The 20,496-nt window shown below is 52.7% G+C and carries 16 protein-coding genes and 1 pseudogene; 14 read left to right on the top strand and 3 right to left on the bottom strand.

The genetic code is table 11. The features are described from left to right. Positions 1 to 39: 39 nt before the first annotated feature. From DY252_RS19035 to DY252_RS19080, 10 genes are all read left to right on the top strand, one after another. The gene (locus DY252_RS19035) at positions 40 to 867 is read left to right on the top strand and encodes a heteromeric transposase endonuclease subunit TnsA (protein ID WP_027853441.1); all 828 of its coding nucleotides are present in this window, start codon (positions 40 to 42) and stop codon (positions 865 to 867) included. After that, positions 857 to 2,923 (top strand): Mu transposase C-terminal domain-containing protein, encoded by a 2,067-nt coding sequence (locus DY252_RS19040; protein ID WP_064790685.1) that lies wholly within the window; start codon positions 857 to 859, stop codon positions 2,921 to 2,923. Before DY252_RS19035 ends, DY252_RS19040 begins: the two co-directional genes overlap by 11 nt. Continuing rightward, positions 2,916 to 4,496 carry an ATP-binding protein gene (locus DY252_RS19045; RefSeq protein ID WP_027853439.1) on the top strand — a complete coding sequence of 527 codons (1,581 nt, stop codon included), beginning with the start codon at positions 2,916 to 2,918 and terminating at the stop codon, positions 4,494 to 4,496. Before DY252_RS19040 ends, DY252_RS19045 begins: the two co-directional genes overlap by 8 nt. A gap of 110 nt (positions 4,497 to 4,606) precedes the next feature. Next, positions 4,607 to 5,635: an IS630 family transposase gene (locus DY252_RS19050; protein WP_054645368.1), complete on the top strand. Its 1,029-nt coding sequence runs from the start codon at positions 4,607 to 4,609 to the stop codon at positions 5,633 to 5,635. Positions 5,636 to 6,104: 469 nt separating this feature from the next. Beyond that, complete coding sequence (gene phnC, locus DY252_RS19055) at positions 6,105 to 6,923, top strand: phosphonate ABC transporter ATP-binding protein (RefSeq protein WP_064788845.1); 819 nt, start codon at positions 6,105 to 6,107, stop codon at positions 6,921 to 6,923. Then, positions 6,920 to 7,783, top strand: coding sequence for a phosphate/phosphite/phosphonate ABC transporter substrate-binding protein (gene phnD, locus DY252_RS19060; protein ID WP_062363459.1), 864 nt, complete (start codon positions 6,920 to 6,922; stop codon positions 7,781 to 7,783). Before phnC ends, phnD begins: the two co-directional genes overlap by 4 nt. Positions 7,784 to 7,793: 10 nt before the next feature. Further along, a complete protein-coding gene (gene phnE, locus DY252_RS19065; protein WP_064788844.1) occupies positions 7,794 to 8,624 on the top strand; it encodes a phosphonate ABC transporter, permease protein PhnE in 831 nt (276 codons plus the stop codon). Positions 8,625 to 8,633: 9 nt separating this feature from the next. Then, a complete protein-coding gene (locus DY252_RS19070) occupies positions 8,634 to 9,644 on the top strand; it encodes a phosphonate dehydrogenase (protein ID WP_064788843.1) in 1,011 nt (336 codons plus the stop codon). Then, the gene (locus DY252_RS19075) at positions 9,638 to 10,498 is read left to right on the top strand and encodes a LysR family transcriptional regulator (protein ID WP_011783503.1); all 861 of its coding nucleotides are present in this window, start codon (positions 9,638 to 9,640) and stop codon (positions 10,496 to 10,498) included. Before DY252_RS19070 ends, DY252_RS19075 begins: the two co-directional genes overlap by 7 nt. A 91-nt stretch (positions 10,499 to 10,589) precedes the next feature. Next, positions 10,590 to 11,561, top strand: coding sequence for an IS5 family transposase (locus DY252_RS19080; RefSeq protein WP_064788842.1), 972 nt, complete (start codon positions 10,590 to 10,592; stop codon positions 11,559 to 11,561). A gap of 120 nt (positions 11,562 to 11,681) precedes the next feature. Here DY252_RS19080 and DY252_RS22720 read toward each other — a convergent pair whose 3' ends face one another. Then, complete coding sequence (locus tag DY252_RS22720; RefSeq protein WP_064788841.1) at positions 11,682 to 12,701, bottom strand: sigma-54 factor interaction domain-containing protein; 1,020 nt, start codon at positions 12,699 to 12,701, stop codon at positions 11,682 to 11,684. Positions 12,702 to 12,840: 139 nt separating this feature from the next. On the opposite strand from DY252_RS22720, the gene DY252_RS19090 reads away from it, so the two are divergent. Next, entirely contained in the window at positions 12,841 to 14,388 is a 1,548-nt protein-coding gene (locus tag DY252_RS19090) for a TnsD family Tn7-like transposition protein (RefSeq protein WP_165374924.1), read from the top strand. A 1,733-nt stretch (positions 14,389 to 16,121) separates the two neighbouring features. On the opposite strand, the pseudogene DY252_RS19100 reads toward DY252_RS19090, so the two are convergent. Both DY252_RS19100 and DY252_RS19105 read right to left on the bottom strand, forming a co-directional pair. Then, positions 16,122 to 17,207, bottom strand: a pseudogene (locus DY252_RS19100) (IS256-like element ISMaq7 family transposase); the annotation flags it as partial. A 322-nt stretch (positions 17,208 to 17,529) separates the two neighbouring features. Next, entirely contained in the window at positions 17,530 to 18,735 is a 1,206-nt protein-coding gene (locus tag DY252_RS19105) for an IS110 family RNA-guided transposase (RefSeq protein WP_231959710.1), read from the bottom strand. Positions 18,736 to 19,089: 354 nt separating this feature from the next. Here DY252_RS19105 and DY252_RS19110 point away from each other — a divergent pair, with 354 nt between their 5' ends. From DY252_RS19110 to DY252_RS19120, 3 genes are read left to right on the top strand one after another with little or no spacing between them, the layout of a single operon-like run. After that, positions 19,090 to 19,503, top strand: a complete 414-nt coding sequence (locus DY252_RS19110) for a TRAP transporter large permease subunit (protein ID WP_064788839.1) — start codon at positions 19,090 to 19,092, stop codon at positions 19,501 to 19,503. Between the two features lie 25 nt (positions 19,504 to 19,528). Then, positions 19,529 to 20,008 carry a MarR family winged helix-turn-helix transcriptional regulator gene (locus DY252_RS19115; protein WP_165374925.1) on the top strand — a complete coding sequence of 160 codons (480 nt, stop codon included), beginning with the start codon at positions 19,529 to 19,531 and terminating at the stop codon, positions 20,006 to 20,008. Positions 20,009 to 20,030: 22 nt separating this feature from the next. After that, positions 20,031 to 20,492: an acyl-CoA thioesterase gene (locus DY252_RS19120; protein WP_064788838.1), complete on the top strand. Its 462-nt coding sequence runs from the start codon at positions 20,031 to 20,033 to the stop codon at positions 20,490 to 20,492. The last annotated feature ends 4 nt before the right edge of the window (positions 20,493 to 20,496 follow it).

The following is a 20,496-nucleotide window of genomic DNA, read 5'->3' on the forward strand; positions in this document are numbered from 1 at the left end:
TACAAAACTCTCTCCTGCTTTCCCTGCTAGGAGGGAGTTGTGTCGGACGATGCCAACAAACCGTTAGATCCATCGGATCAGAAAAAGCTGAAAGCCCGAGGTCATGGCTTCGGTGCATCTTATAAGCCTTTCATCCAGATCCAGGACCTTAGCAGTTCCGGTGAAAGTGTCCGGGCCCCTGGTCGCGTGACCGGGCGTATTCACCATCTTCTTTCCGGTATTGAGTTTGCTGCCTTTAGCATCTTCGACTGGTATCACGATACAGCGGATATCAGAGAGCAATTTCCACTTCCGCTGGAGGAGACAATTCGCTTGTGCGCCGAAATGGGCATCAAGCATCCGCAAATCAGAGGAAAGCTCAAGATTGTAACTACGGATTTGCTGGTGGATTTCCGTGAGGGCCCTCCCTTGGCCATCGCAGTAAAGCCTGTCTCAGAATTGGGCAAAGCCCGGACGATAGAAAAGTTACAAATTGAAAAGGCCTATTGGGAGCAAGCTGGCGTTGGATGGAAGCTATTCACTGACCGAGAAGTATCTCCTTCTCTCAAAGAGAACCTTCAGTGGATCAGGCCTGCTCTTGCCGACATTCGCTGGGAGCAGTTCAGTAGTGAGGTAGAGGATTCCAGCTCTACAGAATTGATTACTAGGCTTGCTACCTATTCTGAGCAAAAAGCTACGAGGTGTTGTGCTCGCTTGGATGATGAATATGGGCTTGAGCCTGGTTCACATGTGCAAATGCTGCGGTATGGGGTAGCAACACGACAAATAAAAGCACCACTTCAAAAAGCATATCACGACTGGAAATGCTCAGAACTCGTTTTTGATGGCGTGGCCTCTACACAATGGAGGTTAAGTCATGCAAATTAATACAGTTCTACAAGCTCCTGTTTCAGAGCAGAGAATCCGAGTTCTGTTCACCAACCTTGAAAATTATCAGGTGATTGATGTTGATGATCAGAATGCTTGGCCGTTTACATTAACGTCAGAAGAGCTGGAAGACTTCCAGGAAACCACAGACCCTTTCCCGATCCCTTCAGTCCAGGAAGGCACATTAGCTGCGCAAAAGCGTGATGAAGCAGTATCTGCACTGAAGCCCCTACTCGAGAAGCATGAAGCTTTATTCGAGAAGAAAACGCGGAATGAACTCATAAGATTGGCGGTCGAACAATCGGGACGACCTCGCCTGTTCATTGTTCGTGCTCTTCGCCGTTTCTGGCAAAGAGGGATGTCTCCGAATGCTCTCGCACCTGACTATCAACAATGTGGAGGGAGTGGCAAGCCACGACGAAATTTGGACAAAAAGCTGGGCCGGAAGCGTTCGGTCTCACCGGGGGAAGGACTTGTCGTAACTGAGGATGTGGCGGATATATTTCGCACGGCAATTGAGACAAGCTATCTCGTAGGAAAGCCAGTGCCGATGTCAGTTGTACTCAATAAAGCCAACGGCCTCCTGCGGTCCCGTTACCCTGATATAACACCAGGTCGATTGGCGACACGGGGCCAGCTTCAATACTTCTACTCTAAGAACTATCGAAAGCATGAAGCTGAAAAACGTCGAATGCCAGCTCGGGCATACGATAAAGACATCAAACCCCTAATCAGTACGGCAGCGACCAATAATTTCGGCCCAGGAGCTCGTTACGAAATTGACGCAACCATAGTGGATCTGTATCTGGTTTCAGATGAAGACCCTGAAAAAATTGTAGGGCGTCCAGTGTTGTATCTCGTGAAGGATGTATTCAGCCGTATGATTGCAGGTATGTATATCGGCTTTGAAACACCCTCGTGGGTTACTGCAGGTATGGCTCTAGCGAATGCGTTCTGCAGCAAGGTTGAGTACTGCGCGCGTTACGGTATTGAGATTACTGATAGTGACTGGCCTGCAGTCGGTATTCCGGCCAGCATTCTGGCAGATAGAGGTGAGCTGCTTTCCCGTCAGGCTGACACACTGGTGAATCGATTTGGAATTCAACTAAGCAACACCAGAGCCTATAGAGGCGATGACAAGGGTATCTGCGAGCGGCACTTCAACACTATTCAAGCTGAGTTCAAACCCTATGTTGGCGGAGTGGTAGAGCCTGTTAATGGCAAAAAACGGACAGGGAAACGCTACGAGCTTGATGCAGAGTTGGGCCTATCTGCTTTTACGGAGATGATGATTCATCTTGTACTCCGCCATAACACCAGTCATGTCGTAAAAGACTACGATTTCGCTCCGGATATGCCGAATGATCTGGCAGCTGTTCCTATTGCGCTTTGGAACTGGGGAGTTAGCAACCGGACAGGAAAGCTGCGTACCTGTGACGAGAGGCTAGCCAGAATTAACCTGTTGCCAAACGAAACTGCAACGATTTCTGAGGTAGGTATCAAACTGCGTGGAATCAACTATACATGCCAGGAAGCGTTGAAAGCTGGATGGTTCGACCGGATCAAACAGAACCGTCCAACCAAAATTGAAGCAGCTTTTGATCCTCGAAACACCAATGAGATATTTATCAGACCAGTTGCTGGCGATGATGAGTATTGGGTCTGCGATCTTTCAGATCGTAGCCGCAGCTATCGAGGAATGACATTTGTGGAAGCGGCTCAAAAGCAATATGAGAGAAAGAGAGCACAGGCATCTGCCAAGCAGCGGGCAGACTATTCAAGTATCGACACCTTGGATGCTATCGACCATATAGTCCAACGTGAGCCAGCGAAGAAACCCTCAAAGCCATCTCTGCCAGCGAGCCGTAGGTTGATGGGCATTCGTGATAATCGGCGCGATGAGTTGGCAGCAGAACGTCAGCGTACATCATTAAGTAAGCCAGATTCTGCCAGTTCCACTGGCCATAAGGCTTTGGTTATCGATATCAAAACGCGAAGTGAACCCTGCCTGGATTATCCTGATCTGGATTCGTTCTTGGAGGATGGAGATGATTAAGCATCCCCTGGCGCATTACATCGAGGCCGAAATCCCCGACTATGCTGGGCATCCTTTGATTAATGCACTTCCGCCGATTAATTCCCCTCAGGAAACGGCTAAGAAGCTAAATCGTTATCCAACGGTTGGCGACAGTGAGAAGAAGCTGCCTGGGCACATTCGTCGCCATGCGATGATGAGGATATTGGATCAGTTCCTCTATCCGACCAAGTCGCATTTGCAACTGGAACAAATGCTCTCGAGCATGATTCGTCGGGGCTACCTGAGTCGGAACATAGCCGATGCCAGCCACCAACGTAATCTTGATACTGTTGGTTATACAGACTTCAAATCTGCCAGCCGTAATGCAGGCAATGAATCTCTGGTTAGTTCGGTGATTGGCTGCTCGGGAACAGGTAAATCGACAGCTGTAGAGGCGATTCTGAGCTGCTATCCGCAAGTGATATATCACCCTGACTATCAGCATACCCAGCTGGTTTGGCTGAAGGTTGAGTGTCCCCATGATGGTTCCGTCAGGCATCTCTGCATCAACTTTTTCAGAGCGGTTGATGATGCCCTTGGCACAGATTATCAACAGTTATTTGTAAAATCGCGCTCTTCTGCAGAGTCGATGCTAGGTGACGTAGCGAGAGTAGTTGCGCTTCATTCGGTAGGCTTGCTGGCTATCGATGAAATTCAGCACTTGGAAAAATCCAAGTCGGGAGGCTCCCAGAAAATGCTGAATTTCTTTGTCACCCTGACCAATGTGATCAAGGTGCCGGTGCTGTTTATTGGTACCCCGAAAGCACTGGATCTGTTTACACCGACCATGCGTTCAGCTCGCAGGGCTGCCCAATTTGGCAGTCTGAACTGGAACCGCTTCGAACGTTCAGACAAGCCGGAACAAGACGCGGAGTGGGAGCGTTTCATCAAAAGGCTCTGGAAGCTGCAGTGGTTTGAAGCTCCGACTCCACTCACTGAGCCGATGAAAGACTTGTTCTGGGAGTTCACCCAGGGTATCCCTCATGTAGCGGTATCGCTGTTCTATCTCTGTCAGACCCGTGCTGTCATGGCCAGACGAGAGGTGATCGATCAGCTTCTTGTAGAAAAGGTCTTCAATGAAGAGCTTTCGCTAATCCACCCTATGATTAAGGCATTGCGAAGTGGCAGAAAAGAACAAATTCTGGCCTATGCTGACTTGGACATACCAACTGATACTATTCGCGCATCTGGCATCCATGTTGCTGATCCAGAGCTTCCACATACTTCTACTGAGCCTCAACAAGCCAGCAAAGCCCAACAGTTGATCGATATGTTGATGCAAATGGGTATTGGATCGGACATAGCCCCCGTGGTGGCCGAACAAGCTATTGAAGAGAAACCGGATGAGGATCTTTTGGGTCTGGTTGCACATATTCGAGCCTTACAGGAAAAGCCTACCCCTAAGCAGGTTTCTAAGAAAGCAGTGGCCAAACCGGCCAAGCCGGTGTATCTGAAAAATGATTTGCGGCTGGTTCGACAGAGCAGTGGTACTGAGACCTATAGCAAGTTTCAGGAAATGGGCGTTGTTATCCGGCTGGACAGCTTCCTGTGATTAGATCCGACCACATGGTATCAGACTTAATATACTAATGGGTTCGAAAGTAAGCGAACATCATTTATAATGTAGGCTCCGTTCGCCAAGCTTATCGGATATTTACACACATGCGCCACGATGACGGTCGTAAACTTGATCACAAAACATTAGAAGCCATTCGCGTTCGCGCCGTTCAACGGGTCATGGATGGCGAGAGTCCAGAAGTCGTCATCAAAGCGCTGGGGATGAGCCGAGCACGAATCTATGAATGGCTGGCTGCCTACCGCGAGGGTGGCTTTGACGCGCTCAAGGCCAAGCAGATTTCCGGTCGTCCCAAGAAACTGAGCGGTGCTCAGATCCGGGAGCTGTATATCTGGATAACGACCTTTACGCCGGACCAGTTGAAGTTTGATTTTGCCCTGTGGACTCGGGGCCGAGTGCGTGAGCTCATCCGGCAAAAGTTCAACGTCCGGTTAAGCGATGTCTCGGTCGGTCGTCTGCTTCGAAACCTGGGGCTGACGCCTCAGAAACCCCTGCATCGGGCCTACCAGCAAAAGCCAGAGGCCGTGAAACAATGGAAAGAAGAGACCTACCCGGAAATTCGCAAGGAAGCAAAAAAAGTCGGCGCCACCATCTATTTCGGCGATGAAGCCAGCATTCGGTCTGATTATCACAGTGGCACCACCTGGGCACCCAGGGGTGAAACTCCGATCATCCGTAATACGGGCAGTCGCTTCAGCATCAATCTGATCTCGGCCATCTCGCCTCGCGGCGAGCTTCGCTTTAAGACCATTCAGGGCAACATGAACACCGATGCGTTTCTTGGTTTCCTCAAGGCTCTGGTGCAAGACGTTGACAAGCCGGTTTTCCTGATCCTCGATAACCACCCGGTTCATCATGCTCGTCGGGTTCGAGACTATGTTGAGAGTCTCGACGGCAAGCTCAGGTTGTTCTTCCTGCCGCCGTACTCGCCGGAGCTGAATCCTGACGAGTCTGTTTGGGGCTATATCAAATACCATCACGTCGGTAAAAAGATCATTAACAGCAAAGAACAACTTCGGAGCACTGTTTACCGGCAGCTTCGACGTTTGCAAAAATTGCCACGACTATTGAAATCGTTTTTTGGCCATCCGGATTTGGCTTATATCTCCGGGTAATATTCGCTTACTTTATTTCGAATTAGTAAGTGCAAGGCTGTCCTTGCCCACCCTTAAGGCCACACCTTGAATTGCTGCCCGTTTCCAGATCCACCCCACCATAGTCAGCACCTGGAAGCGCGACCTATTGGAGAGCGCGTCCGACCTCCTCGAAGGCAAGAGTATAGTCGGTAAGCAATTCGATGAACTCAGCACGGACGAACTGTACCGTGAGATTCGCCGACTGACGGTGGAACGCAATTTTTGTTGCTTAAGCTCCTGGGTGGCTCGTTCCACTTTGGCTGAGCTCCATGTATTTCACAGAGCCCTTCGGAAAATCCTTGCGAACCAAAAGCACTTCATCAAACTGTCACGTCAGTGACACGACGGTGTCATCTCTCAGCTTTATCGTTCAATTGTAACTCGCAATACGGCGAGCTTATTTATTGCAAAAGGTGATCCTGTGGCCCCAACTCAATCAACCAATGTGATGCTTCGAGTCGAGAGTATGGGCGTAACCTACCCGGGAAACGTCCTCGCGCTCAAACCCACCACCGTTCACTTTCACAAGGGCGAATTCACCGTGCTACTGGGACTTTCAGGCGCGGGTAAATCCACTCTGCTTCGTTCACTGAATCACCTGGTTAAGCCCACAACCGGGAAGGTTGTGTCTGGCGAGTTTGGTGAACTGACCAACCGTAGAATCCTGCGACAGCACCGCAGCCGCACCGCCATGGTGTTCCAGCATCACCAGCTGATCGAACGATACACCGCGTTACAGAATGTGCTGACAGGCAGACTTGCGTATCACGGTACTTGGCGAAGCCTGCTTCCCCTGCCCCGGCAGGACCTGGAGTTGGCTCTGCAATGCCTCGACCGCGTAGGTCTGGCTGACAAAGCGCTTTCCCGAGTAGATCAGTTGTCCGGCGGCCAGCAGCAGCGGGTTGGAATCGCCAGAGCATTGGTGCAGCAACCATCCATGATTCTTGCCGATGAGCCCGTTGCCAGCCTGGATCCGGCCACTTCTGAAAAGGTACTCGGCCTACTGCGCGATATTTGTCAGGAAGATGGAATCACCGCGGTTATTTCCTTGCACCAATTGGAATACGCCCAGCGTTTTGCAGACCGGATCATCGGCCTTTCGAACGCTCATATCGTTTTTGACGATGCTCCTGAAAACCTGAAATCGAAACACCTGGACGAGATTTACCACCGTTCACCCAGCGTGGTAGCTGCGGAAGGCAAACCAGCCATCCATAAACCTAAGACCACCCCGATAACGACAGACGTACTGGAGATAGCACAATGAAGACAATGATTCACTCTTTGCTGGCTCTGATAATGATGCTCGGCATCCATTGGTCAGCCCATGCCGCAGATACAGACCCTGATCTTTTGAAAGTTGCCTTGCTGCCGGATGAGAACGCGTCAGAACTGATCAAGCGAAACCAACCTTTGAAGGATTACCTGGAAACCACTCTTGGTAAGGAAGTAGAACTGATTGTTACCACCGATTACTCCTCCATGATCGAAGCCATGCGTTTTGGCCGAATTGACCTGGCTTACTTTGGTCCGTTGTCCTATGTGATGGCCAAGAGTAAGAGTGACATTGAACCCTTTGCCGCCATGGTGGTAGACGGGAAGCCGACTTATCGCTCCATCATTATTGCCAATGCGGACTCTGGCGTTGGCTCCTTCGCGGATATCAAAGGCAAGAAAATGGCCTACGGTGACCGCGCATCCACTTCCAGCCACCTGATCCCCAAGGCCGTACTCCTTGAGAAGGCAGGGCTCGAAGCCGGAAAGGACTATGAGGCTCATTTCGTCGGTAGCCATGACGCTGTTGCGGTTAACGTCGCCAATGGCAATGCCGACGCCGGAGGGTTGTCCGAAGTTATCTTCGAGCATGTGATGGACCGCGGTTTGATTGATCGGAGCAAGGTCAAAGTGCTGGGCTACAGCGGTGACTTTCCTCAATACCCCTGGGCCATGCGTTCGAACCTGGCCCCTGAGCTGAAGAGCAACATTCAGAAAGCCTTTCTGCAGATCGATGACCCGGAGATTCTCGACAACCTGAAGGCTGAGGGATTCGCGGCAATTACCGACGAAGATTACGATGTCATCCGCGCTATGGGTGGCCTGCTCAATCTTGATTTCGCAAAAATGTGAGGAGTGCCCCATGAACTATACAACGACGGAACCGGCGACTCTGTCGCCGGCCCCGTCGGCCTCCGTGCTGGATGAGCACGCGAAAGGCTGGCGGAAAAAACTCGGACAGTCGCTGTTAGTGCTGCTCATCATTTTTGTCGCAAGTTGGTACGTAGGGCTGCTCAATTTCAATACACTTGCCAATGGCGTGCCAGCCATAGGCACACTCATTGGCGAATCTCTTCCACCTGACTTCACCAATGTGGCCAGCTGGGTGTCGCCGTTAATCGACACGCTTGCGATGAGCATTGCCGGTACTGCCATTGCAGTAACCTTGTCTGTGCCACTGGCATTCCTGGCTGCGCGCAACACCTCTCCACATCCGGTGGTGTTCCAAGTAACTCGAACCCTTTTAAACGGTTTGCGTTCAGTCCCGGAACTGATCATGGGCATCATCTTCGTGGCTGCTGTTGGTTTTGGGGCGTTGCCTGGCGTACTGGCGCTCGGTCTTCACTCCATTGGCATGGTTGGAAAGTTTTTTGCCGAAGCGATTGAGCATGTAGATGAGGCGCCAGTGGAAGCGACCGATGCTGCCGGCGCTACTCGCTTGCAGGTGCTCTATCACGCCGTGCTGCCACAAGCACTTCCTCAATTCGCGGACGTGTCCATTTATCGCTGGGAATACAATTTCCGTGCCTCGACCGTAATGGGCATGGTGGGTGCCGGTGGTATTGGCTTCGAATTGATGGGCTCGCTGAGAATCATGCAGTATCAGGAAGTCAGCGCCATTCTCATTGTCATCTTGTTGATGGTCACCGTCGTGGACAGTCTCAGTGGCCGCCTTCGTAAGAAATTCAAATAAGGAACGTCGATGAAACCCAAGGTTGTGATAACCCATAAGATCCATGACAGTGTTCTGGATGAACTTGCCCAAGATTGCGAGCTGGTCACCAACCAATCCGGCGCCACGTTGCCCCAGGAGGAAGTGGCTGCGCGCGTTGCAGACGCTGATGCGATGATGGCGTTCATGCCAGACCGAGTTGGAGAGGAGTTCCTACAGGGGTGTCCGCGCTTGAAGGTGATTGGTGCAGCCCTGAAAGGCTATGACAACTTTGATGTGGATGCCTGCACGCGTCATGGGGTTTGGCTGACATTTGTACCGGATTTGCTAACCGTGCCTGCTGCAGAGCTAACGGTCGGGCTGACGATCAGTCTCACCCGACAAGTCAAGGCGGCGGACCACTTCGTTCGATCCGGTGAATTTACTGGCTGGACACCACGCTTCTATGGGCAGGGGATCGAAGGCTCACGGATTGGTATTGTGGGTATGGGGGCCATCGGCCAAGCGGTGGCGCAGCGCCTGAACGGATGGGGAGCGGATTTAATCTATTCCCAGCCGGAACGTTTACCCGTGCAGCATGAGCAGGCACTGGGTTTGTCCCATACTCCCCTCAAGATGCTGCTGGCCCAGTCAGATATTGTGATCCTGGCACTGCCGCTCAATGAGCAAACCCTCCACACCATTAATCGCGAAACGCTAACAGGAATGAAACCGGGCGCATTCCTTATCAATCCCTGCCGTGGATCTGTGGTGGATGAGGGTAGTGTTCTGCAAGCGCTTCAATCCGGTCAGTTGGGGGGGTACGCCGCTGATGTGTTTGAGATGGAAGATTGGGCGAGAGAAGATCGTCCGAGGGAGATCGCCCAGGGGCTCAGGGCCCACCCCAACACGCTGTTTACTGCTCACATCGGATCGGCAGTCAGCCAGGTGCGTCTGGCTATCGAGCAACGCGCTGCTCGGAACATTCTGCAAGTGCTTCGGGGTGAGCGGCCGGATGATGCGATCAATGATCCCAGTGGCCGCGAGAGCGGCCCATGCTGAATCTTGTCTGGCTGAAGAGTTTCGTGGCGGTGCTGGACCACAACGGGTTTCAGGCCGCAGCCCGCCAGTTGGACATCGCACAACCCACACTGTCCCAGCACCTTCAAAAACTCGAAAACCAACTTGGCGTTTTATTGGTCCACAGGGGGCGCTCTGGCTGTGAGCCAACCCGGGCTGCCTTAACCTTGTTGCCTTTTGCCCGAAGTCTGCTCCGGCTGGAGGAGCAGGCGAGATCTTCCATTATGGAGGCTCGACTTCGCGTTGGGGCGAGCTCCAATATTGGGATTTATATGCTCCAGCCCTACATCCGTCGTTACAAGGAGCTGGGCGTAGGGCCCGAGGTGGATGTGGTAATAGATTCCAATCCGACTATTGCACGGCATTTATCGGACGGTGAGCTGGACGTGGCGATTATGGAGTGGTGGCATGATCTACCCGGATTCCATGCTCAGGCGTGGCGTAACGAGCCCGTTGTTCTAATCGTTCCGCCTGGTCACCCGTTAGCCCGTCGAACCGATATCGACCGCGATACGCTGTCTAACATGGCTCTGATCGGCGGCGAACCCGGCACCGGCACTGGCCGGCTTTTGGCGACCTACTTCGGTGAGCATGGGCCATTTCCGACGGTATCTATGCAGCTGGGTAGCACCGAAGCCGTCAAGCAAGCGGTTAAGGTCGGACTTGGCGCATCGTTGGTGCTTGAAAGTTCTGTACGGGAGGAGGTCCAAAATGGAAGTCTGGTGGCTATTCCCGTGAGTGAGCCTGGCCTTAGCAAGGAGCTGATGGTGATTTATCCGAGCAGCCTGGACAAACACAGGCCAGTATACTCGTTTGTTGGGCATCTCTGTGAATAGCTATTGGGTCCACCTCACGCATATCTAGGGAAGCTGCGAATAAGTCCACTGCATGGGATAATGCCCGCTGTACACGATTGAGGACGCACCGATGGATCAGCAACTTACATTCGCGGACAGCGAGTTCAGCAACAAGCGCCGTCAAACCCGCAAGGAAAAGTTTCTGGGCCGAATGGACAAGCTGATCCCGTGGGCGCGTCTCGAAGCCGTCATCGAGCCTCATTATCCCAAGGCTGGCAATGGTCGTCGACCGTATCCCTTGTCTACAATGCTTCGCATTCACTGCATGCAGCAGTGGTATACCCTCAGTGACCCCGCCATGGAAGACGCGCTGTATGAGATCGCGTCCATGCGGCTGTTCGCTCGATTGTCATTGGACAAGGCCATCCCCGATCACACCACTATCCTGAACTTCCGTCATCTTTTGGAGCGCCACGGTCTGGCTCGACAGATTTTTGAAGAGGTAAACCAATGGCTGTCTGAAGCCGGTGTCCTGCTGAAAGAGGGCTCACTGGTCGATGCCACCATCATCGAAGCTCCCTGCTCCACCAAGAACAAAACGGGCGAACGTGATCCCGAGATGCACCAGACCAAAAAAGGGAATCAATGGCACTTCGGGATGAAGGCTCACATCGGGGTTGATGCCCGCACCGGCATCACGCACAGTTTCACGACAACTGCGGCCAATGAGCACGACCTTAATCAGGCTGATCAACTGCTACACGGTGAAGAAGCATTCATCTTTGCTGATGCGGGTTACAGGGGCGCCGAAAAGCGAGACGAGCTGAAAGATGTCAGTGCGGACTGGTACATCGCAGAACAGCCAGGGAAGCTGAAGACACTGAAAAAACACCCTCGGATCAATAAGGTCAGAATCCGCACCGAGTATCTGAAAACCAGTATCCGTGCGAAAGTTGAGCATCCGTTTCGGATCATCAAGTGCCAGTTTGGTTTTGTAAAAGCCCGCTACCGTGGCCTGAAGAAAAACGACTGCAAGTTGGCCATGCTGTTCGCACTGGCCAACGTTGTGCGGGTGGATCAGATGTTGAGAGCACGGGGTTAATCCGTCTGCACTGCCTGAAAAGGTGGTTGCAGCTGGTTAAAAAGGGCTAAAAGTGTTGAATTTTCGCCTCTGAGGCGGTGACAACGACATTTCAGAGCCTTGGATCGGGCTTATTCGTAGCTACCCAAGGTTCCTATTGGTTGCCACAATAATACGCACATCAACTATGCGCTCCTCTGTAGAGCCTACAGGAGTAAAGCTGCCATCTTGAAGTACCCGTAGTAATCGAACTTGGGCTTCTAGTGGAAGCTCTCCGAATTCGTCCAAAAACAGGGTGCCACCATCTGCTTGATCAAACACCCCTGGCTTGCTGGTTGTTGCACCTGTGAATGCACCTTTGCTATGGCCAAACAAGGTGCTATCAATAAGCTCCGAAGGAATTGCGCCGCAATTCAAAGATAGGAAAGGCTGCTTTGAGCGTGGGCTGGTGTTATGAATAGCCCGAGCAAATAGCTCCTTGCCAGTGCCTGTTTCACCATGAATCAATACCGGCACTTCTCTCATCGCAAGAATCGCTGCACGCTCCTTCAAACGTTCCATCTGAGGATCTTGGGTGATTATGTGGTCAAACGCAGCCGTAGAAGGAGCCTCACAAGCAATAAGGCTCGTCAGGCGATCATCCAGAGCGTCAGCAACGGACGGTAAAAAGTCAGCAGCTATGTCGAAAGGAAGCTCAACGACTTGAACTCCCTGCTGCAGGGACGATTGCAAAAAACGAACTCGATACTTCGTCTTACCCGTAAGGATCGAAACTGACGTCATTGCGGGCGTGCCCGACGTCAATTGAATATAAATCGGTGACCTTGGGTGCTTCTCTACGATGTCAGAGAGCGTGGCATCCAAGACTTTGTAGATGTCAGCAAAGTGAATGGGGCTCTGAAGCTCAGCCTGAACGGAAACGAATTCCGTCCTGAAACTTTCTTTTAGCCGATGTAGATAATTTCTCACCTCATCCAGCGGTTGGTTATGAAGCAAATAGGCATAGCTGAAGTCCTGGTGGCGAAGCACACTGGCTAACGGCCCATCAATAACCTCGTCCGAACCACCTCTGATGTCTGCAGTGCCAATCCAAGATACAAGAACGTCAGCCATGTTAGATAAAGTATCTTCTGTAGATATAAAAAATTCATCATCAGGCATTTCTGCTCAGGAAGCAATGTGCGTACAGGTATGGCTTCAGGATCACTAGACTACTACTGACGAATGCCGATGGGAAATTTTACGGATTTCCCCCTGGCGAACTATGCTTCTGAATACTGGTCTGGTATCGGTGTTCAGAATGTCTCTCCAAAACTTCCCCAAGGCTTTACCTGACGAACTACTCGGTAGTGTTCTAGCTCGAAGCGTTCATCAACTGGGCGTTAAAGATGACAAGGTGGCACTTAAGCTGCTCTTTGGCTCCCGAAATGTAGTTCCGTCTGGGTTGATGCAGGGGCACATCGATATGCTTCTGGAGCATGTAGGGCATATTTGGCCAATATCATCATCAGAAGTCATTCAGCGTCATTCACTACTTCCGCTATTCAGGCCTTTCTCTACTCATGAAAAGTACAGCAAATTGCTTGCTGACCTTTGCTCTGGACGAATGAATTTTGGCATGTTGCGTTCGGGTATCAACGCTTCGCGTCTAAAATGGACAAATACCTTCAGAGTTTGTCCCGTGTGTTGGCATGAGCAGCGGGCAGAATACGGTTTTGCAGTTTGGTCTCGTGTCTTGCAGTGCCCAGGTGTGGAATGCTGCCCAGATCATAAATGCCTTTTGGTTGATAGCAAAATATCAATGCCGTCAGAGCGGAGGCATGAGCTGGTTGGAGCTCATCAATACCGACTAGAGTGCTCGCTGGCGGTTGCAGCTGAACAAAGGTTAGTACAGGTTGCTGACTGCATTAAGCAGCTCCTGGATTTGAATTATCCGTTTGTTACTCCTGGCCATTGGACGGGTTTCTACCGTCAGATTGTTAAGGACAAGGGTCTGGTATTGGGCGGCCGCGTTGATCATGATGCTATACGTTCCGAGGTATTGTGCTACTGGGGGGAACAGCAACTTGAAAGATGGGGCCTCGAACTTTCAGGTGACTCAAACTGGTTGTTGTCCATGTTTAGAACGCACCGACGACCCTTCAATTATCTCCAGCACTTGGTTGTATTACAGGCGTTTGAGCAGCCTACGAATCTCGAAAGGCTGTTTCAGCAAGTAGCATCATTTCCTGCTGAGCCATTAGCGCGCAGGCATTATGAGAATAGCCGGGCTGATTACAGTCGCCAGGAGTACAGGGAAATATGGAGGCAGCTCCTCGCTGATGCATCATCTTTGAAAAGCATTAGATCTTCTGCCGAAGGGGCAAGAGTCTACTCGTGGCTGTATCGATATGACCGTGAGTGGTTGATGAAAAACAAACCTGCAGCGATGGCTAGGAAGCCACGTAATCATATCGACTGGACTGCTCGTGATCGTGACTATGCACGCCGTATATGCCGCCTGGAGAGATCGTTGCGGCATCAAATTGACGGCCCGAGACGATCACAGGCTTGGTATCTTCGCCAAATGGGTCTGAAGAGCTCCTTTAGGATGAAATCTCATCTTTTGCCGCTTTGTAGATTGCTTCTTAATCGTTATGCTGAGTCCGTTGATGAGTACCAAACGCGTCGTCTTGCGAGCTGTGTGCTTCGGTTAATGGAAGAGAAAAAGGAATTCCAACTGTATGAAGTTGAACGCCTTGCTGGGCTCAGTAAAGAGCGGTGTCGAAAAGCTGCAAGGCAAATTATCCGAGATCATATCGCCTGCTGGTCGGGCATTGCGCAAGTTTCCAGCAGACTCCAAGCTTGAAGCTGTTCGGGGGATCTATTCCCGCAAGTTACTTGGGCTTAGGCAACAGGCGGTAGTGGATGTTAAGTTTGAGCATCATCCGTTAACGGCAGTGCCTATTGAAGTAATCGGTATGTTGGTGCCGGGCAGCAAATTTAAAGATAAAAAGAGAATCCCTCCCAAGGACTCCCAGTCTCGATCAATCAGCATTGATAGGGTCGAAGAAGCCGTACTCCTTGATCATGAGTATTGGCACAGAGTTCATTCAATGGATGGCAGCAGTTGCCTCATTCGCAGTATAGAGCTGGCTCGGGTTTTGTTTTTCCATTCGCCTCATCTGATTCGCTGTGCTCTTCGGCCAAATGGAATGGATTCATTGGTTCGGATTGGCCGTGGTGATGAAGTCATTGAAGTGAGTTTCACAGAGATGGCTGACTTTCCTGCCTCACAGCTACACAATAAGCGAATTCAGTCTCATTTATCATGGCTTTTTCTGTCCCAGTCAGCCAAGCAGTCCTTCGGTAGTATCTACCAAGAATGGGTGATGTCAGATGAAGAGAGATGGATGTTCAGGTTTTCACCTCCGCCGATGCATGGCTGGCAAATCTCAGTCATGAGGTGTGCCCATAGCGTTGACCCGTTTCTTGAAAAAGTATCCGAGATACGTACAGTCAACGTAGAAGATTTCTGCCTACAGCAGAAAGTCATTTTTCGTCACCCGAAACTGCGTTATCCAGTGACTCTTGATGAAAGCCGCAAGTCACGCAAACGCAAACCCACAGACGAACATCCGGAGCTTGATTTACCATCAGTGCCAGGTATGGCGGAGGGCATGCACCAGGTTGATGATGGTAATTTGAAATTCAATATACCTTCTGGTCCCATGACGGAAGTTGATGGTGGCCTACCAAGACCCGAAGGGTCAGGGACCCGCGAAGCAGAGGCAGGCATTTCACAGTCAACGGGGGCAGGACCTTCTGAGCTGGATGGCGATGCCCAAGAGTTGAGCCTCCGCTTGAATCAGGAGGCTGATCCGGAAGAAGAACAACAGCCTGATGAACTGATTGCGAGCGAACCCACAGGGCGTTTTTCAAACTTTGAAAAAGCCATCAACATCTTGGTTCATGAATACGACTACGAGCTAACTGGGTCAATCTGCTGCTACGAGTTTCCTTTACCAAAGACACGTAGCAAAAAGATTCTAAGGACAGAGGATGGCAGACCCATACAGTACTACTTGGCAGGCCTTCGATGTAACGATCTTTCCATATGCATCTTGGAGGCTGACGTTGAGAGCTTGCTAGTACATGAAGAAGCTAACCCAGAGTCCGTTAGTACACTTCTGGCTATTGTGCGAGGGGAGCCCACGCAGTCAGTGTCTCGTATAGTGCAGTCATTTTCTGACAGTGGAGTGACTTGGAAAGAGTCTGACTTACGTACACATTGCCTAGTTTTTCATCGTTGCGATCATCCTAAACGATACCGGTCAGTGGATACAGAGGTGGCTGGCAAGATCACCAGGCAACGTGTTCCGCGAGAAAACGATGTATTTCTTCGATCTTGGGTGGACATCCTGCAGAGAGGCATTCAGAAAATCACTCAGAAATACAATGATGCACAGAAAGATTCAGATATCAGGGAGTAGAAGTGCCGGTCTGCAGTCAAGCTTGGCTGCGATCTGATATAGCTTCTCTACAGTGATGTTTACCCCCCGGAGACATTGATGGAGTTATTGTCAAATCTGGTGTACGGGCTCAGGCGGCGTTCCTGTCTGACTGATCCTGTACTTGTTCCCCATCCTTGAATTTCACGTTGTTGACCACGAGGGCCAGCAGATCAAATCCCTTGATCCGTTTCCAGCGCTTCTGCGCGGTTTCCAGTAGCTTGTAGACCATCGCCAGCGTGGTCTCTCGGGAGCCGCAGTTCCGCGCTCTCTTGCTTCTCAGGCGCACCGTCGAAAACGTCGATTCGATCGGATTGGTCGTCCGGATATGGACCCAGTGCTCCGCCGGGAAGTCGTAGAAGGCCAGCAGCTCTTCACGATCCTTGCGCAGCCGTTCCATGGCGCCGGGATACTTCGACTCAAAGCGTACAAGCGCCCGGTCAAATGCCTTGTGCGCCTCGTCCTGCGTCTCGGCCATCCAGATCTCATGCAGCGCCGCCTTGACCTTCGGTTGCACCGACTTTGGCAGCGCGGACAGGATGTTCGCGCTCTTGTGCACCCAGCAGCGCTGATGGCGGGTGTCCGGATAGCACTTGGCCAGTGCTTTCCAGAAGCCCAAAGCGCCGTCGCCGATGGCCAGCTTCGGGCTGGTCGTCAGGCCTCGGGCCCGCAGTCCCGACAGCAGTTCTGACCAGCTGGCCTCCGACTCGCGGTAGCCGTCCTCAACCGCAACCAGCTCCTTGCGCCCATGCTCCGTCACCCCGATGATCACCAGCAGGCAGAGGCGGTCATCCATGCGCACGTTGCTGTATACGCCGTCGGCCCACCAGTACACGTAGCGGCTTTGGCTCAGATCTCGCTGACACCACTCCCGGTGCTCATCGATCCAGTGCTGCTTCAAGCGACTGATCGTATTGGCCGACAAGCCCCTGGCCTGATCACCCAGCAACGCGGCCAGTGCCTCTTGGTAATCGCCGGTGCTCACACCCTTCAGGTACAGCCAGGGAAGCACTTCCTCCACACTCCGGGCTCGCTTCAGGTACGGCGGCAGCAAGGTGCTGTTGAAGCGAACCCCGGAACCACTCCGATCCCGTACTTTCGGCACCTTGATGTCGACATTGCCGATGCCGGTCTGGACAGTACGCTCAGGTAAATAGCCATTGCGCACGACGGCCTGATATGTTTTGACCTGTCAACGATTACTCGCATTTTTCTTGCTCAAGCGCGTTGGCTCAAGGCACACCCGGCAGATTACGACGGTGGATCATGCTGATATACGTGGATTGGTTACCACCAGACTTCACTACGTCGTAGAGCTGGCCTTTCTCTAGCAGCAGGGATCATCAGCCCGGAACGCCCCTGAGGGATTATCCAGTTGGCTGATGCCGGTTTAACCCGGACAAGGATTCTCCACACCGGCCCGGTATGCCCTGAGTCAACGCGCCTGTTCGTCCTCCTGTTTAACCGCTTTTCGTGTTCGTCGTTGCTGCCGGTAACCGTCAAGCGGCCCGATGCTGGAGCCGCGGCATCTCGTGCCGGACGATGTCCCAGATGAAGCCTGCCAGCTCCCGCGCAACCGCCACGCAGACCAGCTTGGTGCTTTTGCCCGCCTGCGTCAGGGTGCGATAGCGTCCGCAGAGCCGCTTCTGGGCGCGCCACGCGATGGCCTTGGCCTCATCGCTGGCCTCCGTCGCCTTACGCTTCAGATGCGCGGTCTGCCGCGCCGGGAAGCGGTAGCTCCAGGCCGATTCGACCAGCATTCGCCGGGCATGGCCATTGCCGGTCAGGGTGATCGCTCCCTGGCGTCGCCGCGAGCCGCTGCTGTGCTCACTGGGCACCAGCCCCAGATAGGCCATCAGCTGCCGCGGGGAGTCGAAGCGGCTGATATCCCCCAGTTCCGCCAGCAGCACCATGGCCGCGAGCTTATCGATGCCGCGCAGAGCGACCAGCGAACTGACCACCGGCGCCAGCGACCACTGCGGCAGCACCTGCATCATTTGGGCGGTGAGGTCGTCGACGCGCCGGGTTGCCGCCTTTACCGCATCGACGTACTCCTGCAACACCACTTGCTGCCACGCGTGCTCGAACTTGAGCGACTCCAGCCAGTTGTAATGGGTCTGCGTCCAGCGGGTCTTGCCTTTGGGCCAGCTGTGGCCGTGCCGTAGCACAAAAGCGTTCAACTGCTGCCGTGCCTTGCGCTCCTGGGCCTTCATGTCATCCCGGGCACGGGTCAAGTCACGCATGGCTTCCTGTTCCTGATCGGGAACCCAAACGGAAGTCAGGCCGCCCGAGCGCAGCAGCCTGGCCAACTTCAGCGCATCCCGCCGATCGGTCTTGACCCGCTCGCCCGGCTTGCGCGGGATCAGCGACGGCGCCACCACCTGACAGTCATGGCCTGTTGCGAGGATCTGGCGGTAAAGCCCGTAGCCACAGGGCCCCGCCTCGTAGCAGAACTGCACAATGCCCCCGTCCGCCTCCTCACTCAGTCGCTGGATCAGCTTCTCCACAGCCTTCGGCGTATTGGCGATCTCGCCGCGGTACTCGGGCTCACCGCGCCCCGGTCGAGCCACCGCAATCGCGATGGTCTCCTTATGCACATCCAGTCCGACATAGAAGCTGTAGAAATCCGATTGCAATCCATCCCGTACGACATTCAAAGCCGATGCGGTCTCGATTCTGACGTCGGTTGCGTTAAACTCCTTCATGCCTGCCCTCCTCAATGTGGCTCTGCCACTCGGTTTGTTTGCTCAACGGCCATGGTAATCCACGAGCGTTGAGGTAGGGCAGGTCAAAACATCATGTCTAGCAAAATCAGCAGACATGTTGCATGTGACTTTTGATGGCATGTTTCGGCATCAGCTGCTGGCTTTGTTCTGAGGCTTCTAACGTTAGGGCTCTTTCGGGTGGTGTTTTTAATCAAACTTTATTTTAAACTGAAATGGCCGGTAGTGAGTCGTCCGCCACTAATCGGATCAAACTTTATTTTTTGCTGTTCACGAATTAATCTAAAAAGCTTGCCTTTTTGGTCAAACTTTATTTCTCTCCGATACCTGACGCGGGTGCCGACCATGGCCGCCGAGTGGGTCGGCACGGCCGGGATCGCGCCGATGACGGTTCTGATGGTGGTGATCCTGTTTTACATCGTCATGGGGTGCATCATGGACAGCCTGTCGATGATCCTTTTGACCGTGCCGGTGTTTTTCCCGGCCTTCATGGCGATGGATTTCGGGATGGATCCGACCCATCAGGCGCTGTGGTTTGGTATCATCACCCTGATTGTTGTCGAACTGGGGATGATCACGCCCCCGGTCGGGCTTAATCTGTTTATGATATCGGCGATGGCACCCGATATTCCGACCCGCAAGATTTTCCGCGGGGCGGTGCCGTTCCTGCTGGTCGAGTGCCTGCGCATCGCGATCATTGTCGCGTTCCCGGTACTGACATTCTGGCTGGTGGATATCGTCACAGGATAGCCGCCCCAAAAAGATGGAGACACCGTTGCAAGCAAACAAAAAGAAGAAAAACGATACGGATACCGGTATTGCGGGATTGTCGCCCGACAGTCCGCTGCGCGGCTTTGTCGGCTATAACCTCAAGCGTGCCTATATGTCGATCCATAGCGATTTTGTCGCCAGCCTGACGCATCTTGATCTGAAGCCGACGACCTATAGTGCGCTTGCCATCATCAATGAAAACCCAGATATCAGTCAGACCGATCTGGCGCGGGCTCTTGCCATGGAACGGTCGAACATTGTCGTCATGGTCGATGAACTTCAGGCGCGCGGATTAATTGTGCGCAACAAGGTGCCAACCGATCGTCGTGTTTATGCGCTGCGCACCACTGCCAAGGGGATCGAGCTTTTCCTTGAGGCCAGCCGCGCGGTTCAAAAGCACGAAGACAAGCTTCTGGAAGGGTTCGATCCCGAAGAACGCACGCATCTTGTAGAGATGCTGATCCGTATTCAGCAGGTCAAATAACGCTTAGATCAGGTAAGGTTCCATGTTGCGACTGTCCCGTGAAATCCGTGTTGAATGGGGTCACTGCGATCCGGCCCGGATTGTTTATAACCCGAACTTTTATGACTGGATGGAAGGCGGCCTTCTGGCCTTGTTGTCAGTTGCCGGGTTCGACCTTGCCACCATGATCGCAAAGGATGCCGATTTTCGCGGAACGCCGCTGGTGCGTGGTGATGCCAGTTTTATGGCACCGGCCCGGGTCGGGGATTTGATCGTGCATCACGTCGAAGTATCACGCTGGGGCGGCAAATCGTTCGACCTTTCCCATCGCTTTACGCTGGGTGGAACCACCTTGCTTGAAGGATCGCAAACCCGCGTCTGGGGCCGCGCCAACCCGGACAACCCGGCAAGTCTGGTTGCTGTTCCTGTGCCCGATGCGGTCAAGGCCGCCTTGTCAGAAGACAAGGTTATCCGCCTGACACTCCATCAGGAAACGCAAGCTTAAGAGA

The sequence above is a fragment of the Thalassospira indica genome, from assembly GCF_003403095.1.
GTDB classification, from domain to species: domain Bacteria; phylum Pseudomonadota; class Alphaproteobacteria; order Rhodospirillales; family Thalassospiraceae; genus Thalassospira; species Thalassospira indica.

Excerpts from the sequence above, each read along its gene's own strand:
- DY252_RS19040 (WP_064790685.1), top strand. The coding sequence starts at position 857 with ATGCAAATTAATACAGTTCTACAAGCTCCTGTTTCAGAGCAGAGAATC.
- DY252_RS19045 (WP_027853439.1), top strand. The coding sequence starts at position 2,916 with ATGATTAAGCATCCCCTGGCGCATTACATCGAGGCCGAAATCCCCGAC.
- DY252_RS19050 (WP_054645368.1), top strand. The coding sequence starts at position 4,607 with ATGCGCCACGATGACGGTCGTAAACTTGATCACAAAACATTAGAAGCC.
- phnC (WP_064788845.1), top strand. The coding sequence starts at position 6,105 with ATGCTTCGAGTCGAGAGTATGGGCGTAACCTACCCGGGAAACGTCCTC.
- phnD (WP_062363459.1), top strand. The coding sequence starts at position 6,920 with ATGAAGACAATGATTCACTCTTTGCTGGCTCTGATAATGATGCTCGGC.
- phnE (WP_064788844.1), top strand. The coding sequence starts at position 7,794 with ATGAACTATACAACGACGGAACCGGCGACTCTGTCGCCGGCCCCGTCG.
- DY252_RS19070 (WP_064788843.1), top strand. The coding sequence starts at position 8,634 with ATGAAACCCAAGGTTGTGATAACCCATAAGATCCATGACAGTGTTCTG.
- DY252_RS19075 (WP_011783503.1), top strand. The coding sequence starts at position 9,638 with ATGCTGAATCTTGTCTGGCTGAAGAGTTTCGTGGCGGTGCTGGACCAC.
- DY252_RS19080 (WP_064788842.1), top strand. The coding sequence starts at position 10,590 with ATGGATCAGCAACTTACATTCGCGGACAGCGAGTTCAGCAACAAGCGC.
- DY252_RS22720 (WP_064788841.1), bottom strand. The coding sequence starts at position 12,701 with ATGCCTGATGATGAATTTTTTATATCTACAGAAGATACTTTATCTAAC.
- DY252_RS19090 (WP_165374924.1), top strand. The coding sequence starts at position 12,841 with ATGTCTCTCCAAAACTTCCCCAAGGCTTTACCTGACGAACTACTCGGT.
- DY252_RS19105 (WP_231959710.1), bottom strand. The coding sequence starts at position 18,735 with ATGAAGGAGTTTAACGCAACCGACGTCAGAATCGAGACCGCATCGGCT.
- DY252_RS19120 (WP_064788838.1), top strand. The coding sequence starts at position 20,031 with ATGTTGCGACTGTCCCGTGAAATCCGTGTTGAATGGGGTCACTGCGAT.